Origin of the sequence: Mycobacterium sp. 2YAF39, assembly GCF_052114565.1 — a bacterium.
Lineage (GTDB): Bacteria > Actinomycetota > Actinomycetes > Mycobacteriales > Mycobacteriaceae > Mycobacterium.
The window spans coordinates 138,251-155,124 of sequence record NZ_JBFREZ010000003.1 but is presented as its reverse complement, the minus strand read 5'-3'; the positions used below and the strand labels follow the sequence as shown (position 1 = coordinate 155,124).

Here is a 16,874-nt window from a genome sequence, read left to right as displayed (position 1 = left end):
GCATCGTATTTTGTCGGCATCGTAAACCATCAGTGGGCGTATCAACTATGGACATAAGCAGCTACGGCCGCGTACCCTCTCGGTTGTCACCGACCCACTTCGACCTGTCCGGATGGTCAACATGAGCTGCTTCACTCGTCGCCGCGGCCTCGAACCCGTGTGGTTTACGCATGTTCTGCCACCCGTTTCCGCAGCGTGCTCGGGAGGTCCGCAGCAAACCGCAGAGAGGCTCATCCGCAGCGGCCTATGCCTCGTACGGGGGAGACCTTTACCTCTTTCTGGAAGCAGCAACCGAGCCACAGAGATCGCTAGCGTTCCGCCTATGCCCTCCGGCGATGACGACTTACCGCAAATGCGGTTGGCGCCGATATGGTGACCTTCCCGCAAACGGCGACCAAGCCCGTTCGGGCGGTCGGTGGGTTCGTCGCCATGTCGCTGGACACCCTCGTGTTGATGTTCAGGGCGCCGTTCGCGTGGCGTGAGTATTTGGCCCAGTGCTGGTTCGTGGCGCGAGTTTCGACGCTGCCCGCGGTATTGATGACGATCCCGTGGGCCGTGATTTCGGGGTTTCTTTTCAACGTCTTGCTGGCCGATATCGGTGCCGCGGACTTTTCCGGGACTGGTGCTGCGATCTTCACGGTGTCCCAGAGCGGTCCGATAGTGACGGTGTTGGTGGTGGCGGGTGCGGGCGCCACGGCGATGTGTGCCGATCTGGGTGCGCGAACGATTCGTGAGGAACTCGATGCGCTGCGGGTGATGGGTATCAACCCGATTCAGGCGCTCGTGGTTCCGCGCGTGCTCGCGGCAACCACGGTGTCGCTGGCGCTGAGTTCGGTGGTGATCATGACGGGCCTGGTCGGCGCGTTCGTCTGCTCGGTGTTTCTCATGGACGTTTCGGCGGGCGCGTGGGTGGCGGGGTTGACCACGCTGACCCACATGACCGACGTGATCGTCTCGATGATCAAGGCAACCCTGTTCGGGTTGATGGCGGGACTTATCGCCTGCTACCAAGGCATTTCGGTGGGTGGCGGTTCCGCAGGTGTGGGCAGGGCGGTGAACGAAACCGTCGTGTTCGCGTTCCTCGTGTTGTTCTTGATCAACATCATCGTCACCGCCGTCGGCGTCCCCTTCATGGTGTCTTGAGGTGAAGTCATGACGTTGAGTGTTCCGAGCGCCCATCGTCCGCGCATGCAGCGGATAAGAAATGCCCTCGTGGCCGGGTGGGACCAGATTGGTTCGCAGACAAGGTTTTACGCCACGACGCTGGCGGGGATTCCTGATGCCGTCGTCAACTATCGCAGCGAGTTGTTGCGGGTGATCGCGCAGATGGGGTTGGGCAGCGGGGCTCTTGCGGTGATCGGCGGAACGGTCGTCATCGTGGCGTTCCTGACGATGACGACCGGCGCCATCGTGGCGGTGCAGGGTTACAACCAGTTGGCGTCGGTGGGTGTGGAAGCACTGACGGGCTTCGCGTCGGCGTTCTTCAATACCCGTGAGATCCAGCCGGGAACGGTCATGGTGGCGCTGGCGGCCACTGTCGGCGCCGGAAGTACGGCCCAGGTGGGCGCGATGCGGATCAATGAAGAGATCGATGCGCTGGAAGCCATCGGTATTCGCAGTGTGAGCTACTTGGCGTCCACCCGCGTGGTGGCCGGGGTGATTGTGGCGATCCCGTTGTTCTGCATCGGGCTGATGACGGCATACTGGGCCGCTCGTATCGGCACGACCGCCGTTTACGGCCAGGGATCAGGTGTCTACGACCACTACTTCTATACCTATTTGAGTCCATCCGACGTCTTGTGGTCGGTGGCCGAGGTGGCCGCGGTCGCATTGATGATCATGCTGCTGTGTACCTACTACGGCTACACCGCGCGCGGTGGGCCGGCAGGTGTAGGTGAGGCTGTGGGCCGGGCCGTGCGTGCCTCGATGGTCATCGCGTCGGTCCTGATCGTGATCATGACGCTGGCCATCTACGGCCAGTCCGGCGATTTCCACCTGGCTGGCTAGTGGCATGAAGCGCAGGGCAGGGACATACCGCATCGCCACGGGGTGGTGGACGCTGATCTTGTTGACGGCAATCGTCCTGTTCCTGTCCGTGACTGCCGCATCGTTCGGTGAGTCGTTCAGATCGTATGTGCCCGTGACGCTTTCATCGGATCGAGCAGGTTTGGTGATGGAGACCAACGCCGACGTCATGATGCGTGGTGTCCAGGTCGGCCGGGTCAGCCAGATCGGCGGAGGCGATCGAGCCAGCCTGAAGCTGGAGATCGACCCCGACCAGATCCGCTACATCCCGGCCAACGTGGAAGCTCAAATCAGTGCTACCACCGCGTTCGGCACGAAGTTCGTCGAGCTGGTGAATCCGCCGAATCCGAGTCCCAAGCGGCTGGCTGCGGGCGCCGTGCTGCATTCGAAAAATGTCAGCACAGAGATCAACACGGTGTTCGAGAACGTCGTCGAGCTGCTCAAGATGATTGATCCGCTGAAGCTGAACGCGGTGCTGACCGCGGTCGCCGACGGCGTGCGCGGACAGGGCGAGCGGATGGGCCAAGCCACCACAGACCTCAATGAGGTCTTGCTGGCGCTGAATGCGCGCGCCGAAACCATTACAGGGAACTGGCGCTCGCTCAAGAACTTCGCCGACACCTATGACGCCGCCGCCGACGACATCGTGTCCATCCTGGATGCCGTCAGTACCACCAGCACGACCATCACCGACCATGCGAGCGCACTAGATGGGCTCTTGTTGAACGTCATCGGCGTGTCGACGGCCGGCACTAACCTCCTTGCCACGAGCAAGGATGATCTCGTCGAGGCAGTCAACACCCTCGAGCCGACGACGAATCTGCTGCTGCAGCACAGCCCCGTGTACGAGTGCTTTCTGAAGGGCACCACGTGGTATCTCGACAACGGCGGCTATGCGGCGTGGGGCGGCGATGGCCGCACTCTCCAGCTCGACGTCGCCTTGCTGCTGGGAAACGATCCCTACGGCTACCCGAACAATCTGCCGATAGTGGCCGCCAAGGGCGGACCCGGTGGTGCGCCTGGGTGCGGCTCGCTGCCGGACGCGACCAAGAACTTCCCGGTGCGCCAGCTGATCACCAATACCGGCTGGGGGACCGGCCTGGACATTCGGCCCAATCCCGGTCTCGGGCATCCGTGTTGGGCGGACTACTTCCCGGCGACGCGCGCCGTGCCGGAGCCGCCCAGCATTCGGCAGTGCCTTCCGGGTCCGGCGATCGGGCCGATTCCGTACCCCGGGGCGCCGCCGTATGGCGCGCCGCTCTATGGGCCGGGCGGGGTGCCGCTATGGCCGGGGGTGGCTCCGGCGCCCCCGGGACCGAGCCCGGCACAGCTCGACCACAACGGACTTGGCCCACCGTGATCGCCATCGTCGTTGTCGTTGTTGACGATCCGCAAAAGGAGGAGAGCCTACGTGGCTGACTTCAGGGGAACCGTCTGGCGCCTTGGCGTCTTCCTTGCCGTGTGCATGTTCGTCGCATTCCTGACGCTGACGATCTTCGGACAGTTTCGCTTCGGTTCGGGCAACAGCTACTACGCCGAGTTCAGCAACGTGTCCAACTTGAGGAACGGCACGATAGTGCGGATCGCCGGTGTCGAGGTCGGCAAGGTGGAAAACATCTCCATCAACCCCGATGCGACTGTGCGCGTGCAGTTCTTCACCGACAAGTCGGTCGTGCTCACGCAGGGCAGCAAGGCGGTGATCCGGTACGACAACCTGTTCGGCGACCGGTACCTGGCCCTCGAGGAAGGTGCCGGCGGACTCAAGACGCTGAGTCCCGGGCAGACCATCCCACTGACCCAGACTCAACCGGCGCTGGATCTGGATTCGGTGATCGGTGGCTTCAAGCCTCTCTTTCGCGCGCTGGACCCGCAACAGGTCAACGACCTGACTCGGCAGCTGATCGAGGCGTTCGAGGGTCAGGGCCCCGCGATTGGGTCTTTCCTGCAGCAGGCGGCGGTGGTCACGAACACGTTGGCTGACCACGATCTGCTTATCGGGCAGGTCATCGACAACCTCAACGTGGTGCTGGGATCGCTTGGCGGGCAGAGCGACCGGTTGGACAAGGCCGCGACATCGCTGTCGGAGCTGATCGGAGGGCTGGCCGCACGCAGGACGGACATCTCCAACGCGGTGGCGTATACAGACGCCGCCACCGGTTCGCTCGCCGACCTGTTGGCCCAGGCTCGGGAGCCGTTCCGCGAGGCGGTCGCGCAGACCGACCGGGTGGCGGGGATCGCGGTGGCCGACCACGAATATCTCGACAATCTGCTCAACACGCTGCCCGACAGATACCAGGCCCTCGTGCGACAGGGGATATACGGCGACTACTTCAGCTTCTACCTGTGCGATGTCGTGCTCAAGCTCAACGGGAAGGGGGGTCAGCCGGTGTACGTCAAGGTGGCCGGTCAGAGCACGGGGCGGTGCGCGCCGAAGTGAAGTCATTCTCCGAACGCAGCCCCTTGGCCATCGGCACCGTCGGCGTCGTGACAGTCACTGCGATGGTGGTGGGCGCCTTGCAGTACCAGAACCTGCCCTTCCTCAACTCGGGCAGGGAGTATTCGGCGTACTTCGCGGACGCCGGCGGGCTGAACAGCGGTGCGGGCGTGGAAGTTTCCGGCTTTGTCGTTGGCAACGTATCAGCCGTTGAACTCGACGAGACGGGTGTGCTGGTCACGTTCAAGATCGACAGCGATGTGCGTCTGGGGGACCGCACCGAGGCCGCGATCAAGACCAAGAGTCTGTTGGGCGCCAAGATCGTCGACGTGACACCGCGCGGGAGCGGGCAACTCGACGGCACCATTCCGCTCGACCGCACGGTTTCGCCTTACCAGCTGCCCGATGCCCTCGGTGACTTGGCCACCACGATCAGCGGGCTGAACACCGACCAGCTCTCGAAGTCGCTGGCCACCATGGCCCAGACCTTTTCGGGCACGCCTGCGGATCTGAAGGATGCGGTCGCGGGCGTGGCGCGATTCGCGCAGACACTCGACACTCGCGATGCACAATTGCGCAGGCTGCTGGACAACGCGGCCCAAGCGACGGGGGTGCTTGCCAAACGCACCGACCACATCGTGAGCCTGGTGAAAGACACCAATGCGCTGCTGGCGTCGCTGCGGACGCAAAGCGCTGCACTGGACCAGATCTGGGGGAACGTCTCGGCGGTGTCGCGGCAGCTGCACGAGTTCATCGCCGAGAACCGTCAACAGCTGCGGCCGGCGCTGGACAAGCTGAACGGGGTGTTGGCGATCGTCGATGACCGCAAGGAGCGTGTGCAGCAGTCCATCAAAATGGTCAACACCTACGTCATGTCGCTCGGTGAATCGCTTTCCTCCGGTCCGTTCTTCAAAGCCTATGTAGTCAACCTCTTTCCGGGTCAGTTCGTGCAACCGTTCGTCGACGCGGCGTTTTCGGATCTGGGGTTGGATCCGGCGACTTTGTTGCCCTCACAGCTGACCGACCCGCAGACCGGCCAACCGGGGACCCCGGCGCTTCCGGTGCCATTCCCGCGGACCGGTCAGGGTGGGCAACCGCAGTTGCATCTGCCCGACGCGATCACCGGCAAGCCCGGGGATCCGCGCTACCCCTACCGCGAACCGCCCGCAGCGCCACCGCCTGGCGGCCCGCCGCCGGGGCCGCCCGCCCTGCCGCCGCCAGGTATGGCCTCCATACCCGAGCCGACTCCGTCGTCGGTGTACGTGCCGGCACCGGGCGAGGCGCCGCCCGTCCAGCAATCGGGAGCCCGGCCATGATTCCGTCCACGATGAGGTCACCGCGGACCGCCAGGGTCGCCTTGGCGGTGGTGCTTGTGCTGGTGTTGGGTGCGGGTCTGATCGTCGTGACACGCATGCCTGCGCAGATTGCCCGCACGACGGTGGTCGCCTACTTCGAGAACAGCACCGGCGTATTCGCCGGCGACCACGTCCTCGTTCGAGGCGTGCCGGTCGGCAAGATCGAATCGATCGAACCGCAGCCCGAGCGGGCCAAGATCACGTTCTGGTTCGACAGCAGGTACAAGATCCCTGCCGATGCCAAGGCCGTAATCCTGGCACCGCAGCTGGTCACCGGCCGCACGATCCAGCTCACACCGCCCTACACCGGTGGACCGACGATGGCCGACGGCGCGGCGATCCCGGAGGACCGCACTGCGGTGCCCGTCGAGTGGGACGACCTACGCGCTCAACTCGAACGGCTGACCGACCTGCTGAAGCCCACCGGGCCCGGCGGTGTGAGCACGCTGGGTGCGCTCATCAACACCACCGCGGACAACCTGCGCGGCCAAGGCCCCACGATCCGCGACACCATCGTCAAACTGTCACAGGCGATTTCGATCCTCGGTGACCACAGCAACGACATTTTCACTACGTTCAAGAATCTCTCGACGCTGGTGTCTGCGCTGAGCGACAGCGCCGACCTGCTCGAATCGCTCAACCACAACCTCGCCGAGGTGACGTCGCTGCTGGCCGAGGACCCGGACAAAGTCGGTCAGGCGGTCGAGGACCTCAACGCGGTCGTGGCCGACGTGCAAGACTTCGCCGCCGACAACACAGACGCGATCGGCACGGCATCAGACAAGATGGCCTCGATAACCCGCGTGCTGGTGGAAAGCCTCGACGACATCAAACAAACGCTGCACATCGCCCCGACGGTGTTGCAGAACTACAACAACATCTACGAGCCCGCTAACGGTTCATTGACCGGCGCGCTTGCCATCAACAACTTTGCAAACCCAATCTCCTTCCTGTGCGGTGCAATTCAGTCCGCATCCCGCTTGGGTCGTGAGCAATCGGCGAAACTGTGCGCGCAGTACTTGGCGCCCATAGTGAAAAACCGCCAATTCAACTTCCCGCCGTTGGGAGAGAACCTCTTCGTCGGCGCGCAGACCCGGCCCAACGAAGTCACCTACAGCGAGCCGTGGATGCGGCCCGACTTCGTACCGCCGGCCGCCGATCCGCCGCCGGACGTCCCCTTGGCCGCCGAAGCGTCTGCACTCGACCCCGCATCCATCCCGCCGCCGGCCACGGATCCCGCCGACGGACTGCGGGGCATGATGGTGCCTCCCGGAGGTGGCCCGTGACACGGCGACGCTGGCAACACGTTGCGGCCAACGTCGCGTTGGTCCTCATCGTGACCGTGATACCCGGTTGCGGTTGGCGCGGGCTGAACTCACTGTCCTTGCCCGGCACGCAGGGCACCGGCGCCGGCTCTTTCGTGATCCAGGCACAAATGCCTGACGTCAACAACATTGAGCCGAACTCACGCGTGCGTGTCGCAGACGTCACCGTCGGCCATGTCACCAAAATCGAGCGCCAGGGCTGGCACGCGCTGCTGACCATGCGCCTCAACGGCGACGTCGACCTGCCCGCCAACGCGACTGCCAAGGTCGGCACAACCAGCCTGCTGGGTTCCTTGCACATCGAGCTTGCGCCGCCGACTAACGAACGGCCAGAAGGGAAGCTGCACAGCGGATCGCTCATCCGGCTGATGGACGGCGGTGCCTACCCGAGCACCGAGCAGACGCTGGCGGCGCTGTCGATGTTGCTCAACGGCGGCGGGCTGGGCCAGGTACAGGACATCACCGAGGCGTTTTCCACCGCGTTTCGGGGGCGCGAGCAAGACGTGCGCAGCCTCGTCACACAGCTGAGCGAATTCACCACCCACCTCAACGACCAGACCGACGACATCATCGCGGCCACTGAGAGTCTCAACCGCCTGATCGGGAAATTCAGCGCACAGCAGCCCGTCCTGGACCGGGCGCTGGCCACCGTCCCCGACGCGTTGGCAGTGCTCAACTCCGAACGAGACAACCTGGTGCAGGCCGCAGATCAGCTCGGCAAGTTCAGCGCATTGACCGTGGACACGGTTAATCAGACGAAGGAAAACCTGGTGAAGGAGTTGCGGCAGGTCGGTCCGGTGCTGGAGTCGTTGGCCAACGCCGGTCCCAGCCTGACGCGATCCCTGAGTTTGCTTGCGACGTTCCCGTTTCCGAACGAGACCTTCGAAAATTTCCAACGTGGTGACTACGCGAATTTGACCGCCATCGTCGACCTCACGCTCAGCCGTATCGACCAGGGGATCTTCACTGGTACTCGATGGGAGTGCGATCTGACGTGGCTCGAGCTGCAGTGGGGCCGAACGATCGGCCAGTTCCCAAGCCCCTGCATGTCTGGCGGCCCGAACGGCCCCGGAAATCCGCTGACCGCGCCCTACCACTGGGATCAGGGGCCCTAGCGTGCATTTGAGCCGACGGATAAGAGTCCAGCTCGTCATCTTCACGGTCGTTGCGCTTGCCACGGTTGCGGTGATGGTGCTGCACTTCATCAACCTGCCCGCCATGTTCGGGGTAGGTCGGTACACGGTGACGATGGAACTGCCGAAATCCGGTGGACTCTATGAATCGGGCAATGTCACCTATCGCGGTACCAAGGTCGGCCGGGTGGAATCGGTGCGCCTGACCGACACCGGCGTCGAGGCTGTGCTGTCGCTGCAGTCCGGCATCGACATCCCCTCAGACCTCGAGGCCGAGGTGCACAGCCAATCCGCGGTCGGCGAATCCTACGTCTTGCTGCTTCCTCGTAACGGCACCTCGGCGCCGCTGAAGAACGGTGACGTGATCGCACTGGCGGATACCTCGGTGCCGCCGGACGTCAACGCTCTGCTCAGCGCTGCGAACACCGGTCTGCAGGCCATACCCCGCGACAATCTCAAGACCGTCATCGACGAGGCCTATACAGCTGTTGGAGGGCTCGGTCCAGAACTTTCACGCGTGATCCAGGGTGCTTCCACCCTGGCTATCGACGCTCGCAAAAATCTCGACCCGCTGACCACGTTGGTCGATCAGGTGCAGCCGGTACTGAATTCGCAGACGAACACCTCGGATGCGATTCAGGCGTGGGCATCGCATGTGGCCACGGTGACCGCCGAATTGAAGAACCACGACGACGCCGTCGCCGGTGTCATCGACAAAGGCGGTCCCGCGGCCGCGCGGGCGCGCGAACTGGTCGAGCGGCTGCAGCCCACCCTGCCGATCCTGATGTCCAACCTCGTCAGTGTCGGACAAGTCGCGCTCACCTACCGGAACGACATCGAACAGCTGCTCGTGGTGTTTCCCCAAGCCATCGCCGCCGGGCAGGCAGGCATCCTCGCCAACCTCAACACCAAACAGGACTACAAGGGCCAGTACCTGAGCTTCAACCTGAACCTCAACCTGCCGCCGCCATGCACCACAGGGTTTCTGCCCGCCCAGCAACAGCGCGTCGCCGCGCTCGAGGACTACCCACAGCGGCCGCCCGGTGACCTGTATTGCCGGGTCCCACAGGATTCACAGTTCAATGTGCGTGGCGCCCGGAACATCCCGTGCGAAACCGTGCCGGGGAAACGCGCGCCCACGGTCAAGTTGTGCGAAAGCGACGAAGGCTATGTCCCGCTCAACGACGGATTCAATTGGAAGGGCGATCCGAATGCCACGCTGTCGGGTCAACCCATCCCGCAGCTGCCGCCCGCGCCGGCACCGCCCGCTGTGGCGCCGCCGATAGCCGCGGCCGAATACGATCCGGCGACGGGCAGCTACATCGGGCCCGACGGCCGCCAGTACACACAGTCGGATCTCGCCGCGGGTGCGCCGAACGACAAGACGTGGCAGACGATGCTGCTTCCACCGCAGGGGAATTGATCAGTCGGCCACGATGCGGAGCGCACCCGACGGGCACATCCGGACCGCGTTGCGCACGACCTTCTCCTCGCGGGCGGACACGTGATCGGAAGTGAGCAGCACGATGCCGTCGTCATCCTGCTCGAACGTCTTGTCCGCGGTCACCACGCATACCCCTGCGCCCATACAGATTTCACGGTCGCCGACGATTATCACCGGGTGAACGCCTGCAGCGTCAGCGCCGAATTCATGAAGTCGCGGAAGTAGAGCCAGCGGCCGTTCCGCAGTGTGATGATGTGCGCGAACTCCGATTCCCATTCGTAGCCCGTGTCGAGGCGACGGAATCGTTGGTGGCCCCACGCGGCCAGCTCGTCGCCTTGAGCGATGAACTGCCACGCTTCCATTTCGGTGATGGCGATCGTCGTTCCCACTTTGGTGAAGAACGTCACTGCCTCGTCGAAGCCTCGGTAGTCGCCCGCATAGGGAATCCCATCGGTCCCGTAATAGGTGATCCGCACATCGGGGTCCAATAGCTCAAGGGCGGTTTGGAGATCGCCCGCAGGGACGGCGGCGTAGATCGCCTTCGTCGTCGCGATGTTCGTTTCCTCGTCGGGGGTCATGACAGGTGAAGGGGGAGACGGACAAAGGCGTGGGTCAACAGGCTGGCGGTCTGCTTGGTGCCCGGGTCGTCCGTGAGTGCGATCGTTTGATACCGGTCGAGCACCGCGTTGACCACGGCCACGACTTCCAGGCGTGCCAACGATGCGCCGAGGCAGAAGTGCAGGCCGTGTCCCATCGACAGCTGCTGGCGGATGTTGCGCCGGTCGATGTCGAACCTGTCGGGCTTGGCGAACACGTCAGGATCACGGTTGGCCGAACCGAAAAACAGTGCCACCCAATCGCCTTTGCGGATCAACTTGCCGCCGACCTCGACATCGCGGGTGGCGATGCGGAACAGCCGCTGCGGCGGACCGTCGATCCGCATCGCTTCCTCGACGAACACGTTCACCAGTGTGCGATCGTCGCGCATCCGCGCGGTGATCTGCGGTTCGCGCGCCATCGCGTGCATCAGATTGCCGATCAGGAAGGTAGTGGTCTCGCTACCCGCCACCACCAGCGTCACACAGAATCGGACGATCTCCTCCGGGGTGAGCCGTTGGCCGTCGACCGCGGCGCGCAGCAGCGCCGAGATGAGGTCCTCAGCGTCCTCGACGTCGTCGGTGGGTGTGCGCTCTGCCAGCCGGGCCGTGTGCTCCGCGAGCCGGGTGGCGAATGCCATCACCATCTCCTCATTGCTCGCGATGCGCTCCTCGGGCGTGAGCGACGACGAAAGCATGAACGCGTTGGCCCACTTCTTGAATCGGACGTGATCGCCGTCGGGCAGGCCCAGCAGCCGCACCATGGCCCTGGTCGGAATCTCGGCGGCGAATTCCATCACCTCGACCTCGCCGACGCCGAGCTCATCGAGGAGTCGTGGCACCAGTTCGCTCAGCCAGCCTTCGAGACGTTTGACCCGGCGCGGGGAGAATGCCTGGCTGACCAGTTTACGTTCGACCTCGTGTTTGGGCGGGTCGGTGTTGACCAGCATGAGGCTCGGCGCCGACGACGCCTCCTGCAGCGGATCTCGCGACGAGAACGTCGCGCTGTCGCGTGCCGCCTCGAAGATCTGGTCGTAGCGGAACAGCGCCCACGCAGTGACGGGTTCATCCGCGCCGGGAATCGTTCCCGGCGGCCAGTCGCGGTAGCCGGCGACGGGTGAGAGTCCCCGGAGCTGCTCGTACAGCGGGTAGGGATTGGCGATGCCCTGGGGGGTGGTGAGCAGATCGAGGGCCGAAACGGTCGTGGATGACATGGCAATCAGCCTGTGCCAGCCCCCTGCGCAAATCGATCCCCCGTTGGGGAGGACTCGTACTCCCTTACGAGGTGAATTGTCGGTTCTCGCCGCTTCTGCGCGGCGATCGGAGGACAGTCTGGGGCGTGAGTGTTGTGAGCGAAGAGTCCGAAACGCCCGCGGTCGACGCTCTGACCGAAGGTGACCACCCGGGCTGGGCATCGCGCCCGGCCAAGGACACCGAAGCGGCGCGCCGCTACCGGGAGGCATTTCATGGCTGCGAGATAGACCGGGCCGAGGACCCGATGGCGGTGGTGGCCGAGGCTGTCGACGCCTGGGCGACGGTGGTCCGCAACGCACTGGAAGGGCTCGGCGACGAGAACGCGCTCAACGCACTCGATGCGGTGCTCGACCTCGCTTCGCTGGAGCGCGAACTGATCGAGGACGGTGCCAGGCGCCGCACCTTCGCGCTCTTGGCCGTGCAGGAGGCCTTGAGCAAGCTACGCGTCGTCGACGATGTCGCGACGATCGTCGACCGTGCGCCGCGCGAACTCGTCGAATCGTGCGGCTTCGACCGGGCCGTGCTCTTCCGCGTTCACGAAGGCCGGATGGTCATGGAGGCAGCATATTTCGGCCAGGACACCGACGGCGCGGAGAAGATGGTCGCCTTCGCACAATCGGTGGCACCGCCGCTGAACCACATGCTGCTCGAGACGCAGATGATCCGCCGCCGCGCACCCGCGATCGTGCGCGATGCGCGCAACGACCCGCGCGTCAACCGGCCGATCGTCGACTTCTCTCTCACGCATTCGTACGTGGCCGCACCCGTGATGCCGACCGGCAAGGTGATCGGATTTCTGCACGCCGACCGGCTGTACTCGGGCCGCCTCGTCGACGAGATCGACCGCGACACCGTCTGGGCGTTCGCGGAAGGCTTCGGCTACGCCTACGAACGCACCGTTCTGCTCGAGCGCATGCGCCGCCAGCGTGCCGAGGTCCGTCGCGCGTTGGCCTCCGCGGACGAGGCGGCGCGTGCGCTTCAGGACGCCGATCTGGACCTTGCGAAGATCGAGCCGGTCGAACGCAGCCCGGCCGCACAGTCGCTGGCCGAAGTGCAGACGCGTGTGATGGCGATTTTGACCCGCCGCGAGATCGAGGTTCTTCGCCTGATGGCTGCAGGCCGCACCAATCAGCAGATCGCCGACGAACTGGTGATCTCGGCGGGCACGGTGAAGTCCCACGTCAAGCGCGTGTTGCGGAAACTCCACGCCACGAACCGCGCCGAGGCGGCCTCGGCGTACGTGCGCCTTGCCAGTGTTCCCGCCGGCTAGCGGGGATCCATCCCGGCCGCCCGGTACGCGGCGTCGACGTAGGCCATGTTCTCCACCGCATCCGAGTTGTTCAGCGGCAATGGAGCACCGTGCAGGACGTGGTCGGCGAAAGACTCGAGCTGGTAGGTGTACGAGGGCCGCGTGCCCAGATGCTCGACGGTGTTGCCCGCCGGTGTGCGGATGGTGAGTCGGTCGTCTTCATGAGGCTTGATGAAGTTGTGCACCAGCACATCTCCCTTAGTGCCGACAATCTGGATCGTGAACGAGTAGTCGTCGGCGACCATCGAGTGGGTGCTCAAGCCCGTTGCGCCGCTTGGGAAACCGAGCTCGACATCGCACCACGCATCGATTCCCGGGCTGTGCTCCTTGGCGTGAGCGCGCACGATCGACGGGTGACCCATCTGCCGCATGACGTGTAATCCGTAGCAGCCGAGGTCCATCAGCGCTCCGCCGGCCAGCTCCAGCGACCAGCGCGGATCGCTGTCCTCCGGTTGGGGCATGGCCATGCGCACCTCGACGTGGGTGAGGTCACCCACCGTGCCGTCGCCGGCCAGTTCCAGGGCCCGGCGTGTCACCGGATGGAACAGGTAGTGAAAGCCCTCCATCACAGGGACTCCGGCTTCGTCGGCCGCCTGCGCGACGCGAAGCGCCTCAGTTCGGTTGCGCGCGAACGGCTTTTCGGTGAGCACCGGCTTGCCCGCCGCCACCGCCGCGAGGTTCCACGGTGCGTGCAGTGAGTTCGCCAGCGGGTTGTAGACGACGTCGACCTCGGGGTCGTTGATCACGTCGTGGTACGAGGCCACCACGCGTTCGACGCCGTACTTCTCGGCGAACGCGCGGGCGCGCTGCGGATCGCGTGCGGCCACGGCCACCAGCCGGTGGCCCAGCTCGTGCGCGGGCGCGACGATCGCCGACTCGGCGATGCGCGACGCTCCGAGCACGCCAATGCGCAGTGTCACGCCGACACGCGACCGCACACGTCATGCATGTACGCGACGCTGGTCCGTACGTCGCGCACCGGGCCCTCGTCTACTGGCTCGCCGTCGAGGATGGTGTCCTGCTCCATGACGAACCAGCCGTCGAATCCGTTGGCGCGCAGTGCAGACACGATCCCCGCGATGTCGACGTCGCCCTCGCCGAGCGGCGTGTACATGCCGTCTCGCACTGCCTCGGTGTACGTGAGTTCTCCGGCCTGCACGCGCGCGGCAAGCGCCGCGTCGACATCCTTGAGGTGTGCATGGGCGATTCGGCCCGGCACCTCACGCGCCAGCGCAAGAGGATCCGTCCCGCCGATCAGCAGGTGACCGGTGTCCAGGCACAGCTTGATGTTGGAGCCGCGCAGTACCCGGTCCACATCGCTGCGGGTCTCGGCCATCGTCCCGACGTGCGGATGCAGCACGGCCAGCACACCGCGCTCGGCGGCCGCATCGGCGAGCCGGTCGAGGTTGGCCAGCAGCGTGGCCCATTGGCTGTCATTGAGCGTGGGGCGCGAGTCGTAGCCGTCGGCGCCCGTCGCGGCGGCCAGCACGAGCACGTCCGCGTCACACGCGATCAGCGCGTCGAGTGGAGCCGCGATATCGGCCATGGCGTCATGGTCGGCATCGTGGAGCAGCACGGGCACGAAGATGCCGACGCAGCTCAGGCCGTTCGATCCGAGCAGCGCGGTCAGCTCTTCGGGGTCGGATGGCAGGAAGCCCTCGGGGCCCAGTTCGGTGGCCGACAAACCGACTTCCCGCATCTCGGCCAGCACGCGATCGGCGCTGAGTTGATGACCCCAGCCGGGTACCTCGCAGACTCCCCACGAGATCGGTGCACCCGCGATTCTCATCGCGACCTCACTTCCTTGATGCTCACGGGAATACGGCGCTGCAACGACTCGGTCGCCGCTTCGGCCAACCATGCGACCTCGACCGCGTCGGCGACCGTGCACGCCGGGGTGGCGTTTCCCTTGACCACCTCGACGAACGCGCCGAGCTCCGCGCGAAACGCATCGGTGAACCGGTCCATGAAAAAGTGGTGTGCCGGTCCCTGCGGAAAGGTGTTGCCGGGGTCCACATTCCGCACGGGTACACCCTGATCCCAGCCGGCGACCACCGTGTCGTTGAATCCGTGCACCTCGAGGCGGCAGTCGTACCCGTGTGCGTTGTACCGTGCCACCGACACCACACCGAGTGTGCCGCCCTCGAAGGTGACCACGACGGCGGCCGTGTCGACGTCGCCGAACTCGGCGAACTTCGGGTCGCCCTGAACGCTGCCCGTCGCGTACACCTCGACGGCCTGTTGCCCGGTGATCCAGCGGATCACATCGAAATCGTGGACCGCACAGTCACGGAAGATCCCGCCGGAACCCGCGATGTATTCCATCGGCGGGGGAGCCGGGTCCATCGTCGTGCTGCGCACGGTGTGCAGCGCGCCCAGCGAGCCATCCTCGACCGCGCGCTTGGCGGCGGCGAAGGCGGCGTCGAACCGCCGCTGGTAGCCGACCTGAACCGGCACTCCCGAGCGCGCGATAGCCTCGGCCACCTGTGCGCTCTCCGCGGCCGTCGAGGCGATCGGCTTCTCGCAAAACGTGGGCAGACCCCGCGCGACTGAGGCCAGCGTCAGCTCGGCATGCGCAGGTGTCGCGGCCGAGACGACGACCCCGTCCACACCCGAAGCCAACAGTTCCTCGACCGAATCAACCGGCTTTGCACCGTGTTTGGATGCGACGGCGGCGACAACCTCGGGCCGCTCGTCGGTGACCACCAGCCCGTCGATGCTGTCCAGCCCCGAAAGGGTGTCGACGTGGAAGGCGCCGATCCGGCCCAATCCGATTACGCCGAGAGTGGTCATGGCATTCTCCGTTCTTCTTGTGCGTGCAATACGTCGTCCAGTTCGTCGACACTGAGGCCGTCGGCGAGCGCCGCCAGCACCGCGTCGACCTGACTGGGTGGGGCGAGGCTGCCGATGGGTTGATCGCTGTCGAGGTTGGTGGGGAAGGCGTAGCCCTCCGCGGTGGCGACCACCGCGTTGTACAGGTCGCGGTGCGGGCGCCCTTGCGCTTTCATCGCGAGGAGGGAGGGATAGATCGCGCGGACCATCGCCGTGCGATCCAGGGCCTCCATCGCCCGGCCGAACGGGGAGGAGATCTGCAACAGGTTGGCGATCCGGCGGGTGTCATCTGAAATGTTGGACCCCGCACCGTGATACAGCGCTGGGTTGAAGAACACCGCATCGCCCTTATTCAGGGGAAGCTGCACGTGGTGTTCGGCGAAGAAGTCCACGAACTCGGGCTGGTTGAAGGCGATGTACCCGGCTGCGAACCGCTGCGATCCGGGCAGCAACATCGTGGGACCGCTCGCCACCGGCATATCGCAGTGGGCGACGGCGCCCTGCAGTGTGAGGACCGGTGATGTCCGGTGCACATGTGCCGGATACTGCGCGAGGTGCTCGTCGGGGACGAAACCGAGGTGATAGTCGCGGTGCGGAACCTGCTGCGTGCCACCGGGGTTCACGACGTTGACCTGTGAGGTGACCTGGTAGCGCGGACCCAGCCAGGCCTGACAGACGATGGCGAGGGTGTCGTTGGCGTAGTACTCCGCGAAGACGTCTGGTGCGTGCAGCGCGAGCTTCTGCGCGGCGTTCCAGATCCGGTCATTGGCGCCGGGCTTGCCGAAGTGATCGCCGGCCGCGGTGCCCGCCTCCCGCTGTGCGTCGATGATCGAGAAGAAGCCGTCGCTGGCGCGGTCGACGATGGCAGGGGCGAAGGCGTCGTTGAACACCACCACGCCGGGGCCGTCGGCGAGCGCCCGAATCAACTCGGACTGCAAGTCCCGTCGGTCCGCGTCGGCGACCGCGGCCGCCGAATACACCAACACGTTGCTCCGCACATCGCTGGCGTTCGGATAGTCGGCACGATCGGTCTCGCGAAGCACCTGCGCGCGGAAGTCGTCGAGTCGGCATTGCGACTCGTCGATCCACGGCGTGGATGTCGTCCTCACTGGTGCGGCCATGGGAGCTAGTCTTGCTGTGATCGTCACCGCAATCAACGCCATTAAT

At 65.0% G+C, this 16,874-nt stretch carries 16 protein-coding genes; 9 read left to right on the top strand and 7 right to left on the bottom strand.

What is annotated here, in order from left to right; translation table 11 throughout:
- The first annotated feature begins 369 nt into the window (after positions 1–369).
- Genes AB4Z42_RS10130 through AB4Z42_RS10095 form a run of 8 tightly spaced genes read left to right on the top strand, consistent with a single transcriptional unit; the run spans position 370 to position 9,695 of the window.
- Positions 370–1,143 (top strand): MlaE family ABC transporter permease, encoded by a 774-nt coding sequence (locus AB4Z42_RS10130; protein ID WP_442009034.1) that lies wholly within the window; start codon positions 370–372, stop codon positions 1,141–1,143.
- A 45-nt stretch (positions 1,144–1,188) separates the two neighbouring features.
- Entirely contained in the window at positions 1,189–2,007 is an 819-nt protein-coding gene (locus AB4Z42_RS10125) for an ABC transporter permease (protein ID WP_442009553.1), read from the top strand.
- Positions 2,008–2,011: 4 nt separating this feature from the next.
- Complete coding sequence (locus AB4Z42_RS10120) at positions 2,012–3,385, top strand: MCE family protein (protein WP_442009033.1); 1,374 nt, start codon at positions 2,012–2,014, stop codon at positions 3,383–3,385.
- Positions 3,386–3,436: 51 nt separating this feature from the next.
- Positions 3,437–4,462 (top strand): virulence factor Mce family protein, encoded by a 1,026-nt coding sequence (locus AB4Z42_RS10115; protein WP_442009032.1) that lies wholly within the window; start codon positions 3,437–3,439, stop codon positions 4,460–4,462.
- Positions 4,459–5,775, top strand: a complete 1,317-nt coding sequence (locus AB4Z42_RS10110; protein WP_442009552.1) for an MCE family protein — start codon at positions 4,459–4,461, stop codon at positions 5,773–5,775. Before AB4Z42_RS10115 ends, AB4Z42_RS10110 begins: the two co-directional genes overlap by 4 nt.
- An 11-nt stretch (positions 5,776–5,786) precedes the next feature.
- Positions 5,787–7,100, top strand: a complete 1,314-nt coding sequence (locus tag AB4Z42_RS10105) for a virulence factor Mce family protein (protein WP_442009031.1) — start codon at positions 5,787–5,789, stop codon at positions 7,098–7,100.
- Positions 7,097–8,254: a virulence factor Mce family protein gene (locus AB4Z42_RS10100; RefSeq protein ID WP_442009030.1), complete on the top strand. Its 1,158-nt coding sequence runs from the start codon at positions 7,097–7,099 to the stop codon at positions 8,252–8,254. The genes AB4Z42_RS10105 and AB4Z42_RS10100 overlap by 4 nt, the downstream gene beginning before the upstream one ends.
- Positions 8,241–9,695 carry an MCE family protein gene (locus AB4Z42_RS10095; RefSeq protein ID WP_442009551.1) on the top strand — a complete coding sequence of 485 codons (1,455 nt, stop codon included), beginning with the start codon at positions 8,241–8,243 and terminating at the stop codon, positions 9,693–9,695. The genes AB4Z42_RS10100 and AB4Z42_RS10095 overlap by 14 nt, the downstream gene beginning before the upstream one ends.
- On the opposite strand, the gene AB4Z42_RS10090 is transcribed toward AB4Z42_RS10095, so the two are convergent.
- From AB4Z42_RS10090 to AB4Z42_RS10080, 3 genes are read right to left on the bottom strand one after another with little or no spacing between them, the layout of a single operon-like run.
- Positions 9,696–9,890 (bottom strand): ferredoxin, encoded by a 195-nt coding sequence (locus AB4Z42_RS10090; RefSeq protein WP_442009029.1) that lies wholly within the window; start codon positions 9,888–9,890, stop codon positions 9,696–9,698. It abuts the gene before it with no gap.
- Positions 9,887–10,294 (bottom strand): nuclear transport factor 2 family protein, encoded by a 408-nt coding sequence (locus AB4Z42_RS10085; RefSeq protein WP_442009028.1) that lies wholly within the window; start codon positions 10,292–10,294, stop codon positions 9,887–9,889. Before AB4Z42_RS10085 ends, AB4Z42_RS10090 begins: the two co-directional genes overlap by 4 nt.
- The gene (locus AB4Z42_RS10080) at positions 10,291–11,526 is read right to left on the bottom strand and encodes a cytochrome P450 (protein ID WP_442009027.1); all 1,236 of its coding nucleotides are present in this window, start codon (positions 11,524–11,526) and stop codon (positions 10,291–10,293) included. The genes AB4Z42_RS10085 and AB4Z42_RS10080 overlap by 4 nt, the downstream gene beginning before the upstream one ends.
- 125 nt (positions 11,527–11,651) lie before the next feature.
- Here AB4Z42_RS10080 and AB4Z42_RS10075 point away from each other — a divergent pair, with 125 nt between their 5' ends.
- Entirely contained in the window at positions 11,652–12,836 is a 1,185-nt protein-coding gene (locus tag AB4Z42_RS10075) for a LuxR C-terminal-related transcriptional regulator (RefSeq protein ID WP_442009026.1), read from the top strand.
- Here AB4Z42_RS10075 and AB4Z42_RS10070 read toward each other — a convergent pair.
- The 4 genes from AB4Z42_RS10070 to AB4Z42_RS10055 are packed head-to-tail and all read right to left on the bottom strand — an operon-like array spanning position 12,833 to position 16,828.
- Positions 12,833–13,795, bottom strand: coding sequence for a Gfo/Idh/MocA family protein (locus AB4Z42_RS10070; RefSeq protein WP_442009025.1), 963 nt, complete (start codon positions 13,793–13,795; stop codon positions 12,833–12,835). The two genes, AB4Z42_RS10075 and AB4Z42_RS10070, sit on opposite strands and share 4 nt — an antisense overlap.
- Positions 13,792–14,664 carry a sugar phosphate isomerase/epimerase family protein gene (locus AB4Z42_RS10065; protein WP_442009024.1) on the bottom strand — a complete coding sequence of 291 codons (873 nt, stop codon included), beginning with the start codon at positions 14,662–14,664 and terminating at the stop codon, positions 13,792–13,794. Before AB4Z42_RS10065 ends, AB4Z42_RS10070 begins: the two co-directional genes overlap by 4 nt.
- On the bottom strand, positions 14,661–15,668 hold the full coding sequence (locus tag AB4Z42_RS10060) for a Gfo/Idh/MocA family protein (protein ID WP_442009023.1): 1,008 nt from the start codon (positions 15,666–15,668) through the stop codon (positions 14,661–14,663). Before AB4Z42_RS10060 ends, AB4Z42_RS10065 begins: the two co-directional genes overlap by 4 nt.
- Positions 15,665–16,828: a phytanoyl-CoA dioxygenase family protein gene (locus tag AB4Z42_RS10055; protein ID WP_442009022.1), complete on the bottom strand. Its 1,164-nt coding sequence runs from the start codon at positions 16,826–16,828 to the stop codon at positions 15,665–15,667. Before AB4Z42_RS10055 ends, AB4Z42_RS10060 begins: the two co-directional genes overlap by 4 nt.
- Between the last annotated feature and the right edge of the window lie 46 nt (positions 16,829–16,874).

What these genes read in the sequence shown, in the direction of transcription:
- AB4Z42_RS10080 (WP_442009027.1), bottom strand. Translation starts at nt 11,526, where the DNA reads ATGTCATCCACGACCGTTTCGGCCCTCGATCTGCTCACCACCCCCCAG.
- AB4Z42_RS10065 (WP_442009024.1), bottom strand. Translation starts at nt 14,664, where the DNA reads ATGAGAATCGCGGGTGCACCGATCTCGTGGGGAGTCTGCGAGGTACCC.
- AB4Z42_RS10055 (WP_442009022.1), bottom strand. Translation starts at nt 16,828, where the DNA reads ATGGCCGCACCAGTGAGGACGACATCCACGCCGTGGATCGACGAGTCG.
- AB4Z42_RS10060 (WP_442009023.1), bottom strand. Translation starts at nt 15,668, where the DNA reads ATGACCACTCTCGGCGTAATCGGATTGGGCCGGATCGGCGCCTTCCAC.
- AB4Z42_RS10105 (WP_442009031.1), top strand. Translation starts at nt 5,787, where the DNA reads ATGAGGTCACCGCGGACCGCCAGGGTCGCCTTGGCGGTGGTGCTTGTG.
- AB4Z42_RS10120 (WP_442009033.1), top strand. Translation starts at nt 2,012, where the DNA reads ATGAAGCGCAGGGCAGGGACATACCGCATCGCCACGGGGTGGTGGACG.
- AB4Z42_RS10130 (WP_442009034.1), top strand. Translation starts at nt 370, where the DNA reads ATGGTGACCTTCCCGCAAACGGCGACCAAGCCCGTTCGGGCGGTCGGT.
- AB4Z42_RS10085 (WP_442009028.1), bottom strand. Translation starts at nt 10,294, where the DNA reads ATGACCCCCGACGAGGAAACGAACATCGCGACGACGAAGGCGATCTAC.
- AB4Z42_RS10125 (WP_442009553.1), top strand. Translation starts at nt 1,189, where the DNA reads ATGCAGCGGATAAGAAATGCCCTCGTGGCCGGGTGGGACCAGATTGGT.